Origin of the sequence: Gluconobacter sp. P1D12_c, from assembly GCF_018812105.1 — a bacterium.
Taxonomy (GTDB): domain Bacteria; phylum Pseudomonadota; class Alphaproteobacteria; order Acetobacterales; family Acetobacteraceae; genus Gluconobacter; species Gluconobacter oxydans_A.
Genome location: NZ_JACSIQ010000700.1, coordinates 1 through 392, shown reverse-complemented (window position 1 = coordinate 392; position 392 = coordinate 1). Strand labels below are relative to the sequence as shown.

Below are 392 nucleotides of genomic sequence, written 5' to 3'. Positions count from 1 at the left end.
ATACGTTCGGCAGAAACACCGAGTTTGAGCAGTTACTGATGCTGGGCCGCGAGATCCTGTTTGTCCGTCGAGCAGCGGGCATAGCCGATCTTTATGTGTGTCATACGGGAAAGTGTAACGTAGAAGGCCCCATGACTGCAAAACATATGGTACCACCTTTATGAGACACAGCACACGGCTGTATTCCATGACGTGTTGCACTTGTCCGGGACAGTCCGTCCGAGACACAGCACACGGCTGTATTCCATGACGTGTTGCACTTGTCCGGGACAGTCCGTCCAACAATCCCCTTCCGGACACATGAAGGAGAAATCCGATCATGGCGCGGCGCCGTCTTCTGACACGTGAAGCTCTCGCACGACATTCCGAGCCTTATGTCGATGATAGCGAGT

At 53.6% G+C, this 392-nt stretch carries 1 pseudogene; it reads right to left on the bottom strand.

Annotated features, from left to right (window positions below):
• Positions 1-35: 35 nt before the first annotated feature.
• Positions 36-146, bottom strand: a pseudogene (locus tag KP705_RS21330) (recombinase family protein); the annotation flags it as partial.
• Positions 147-392 lie beyond the last annotated feature (246 nt).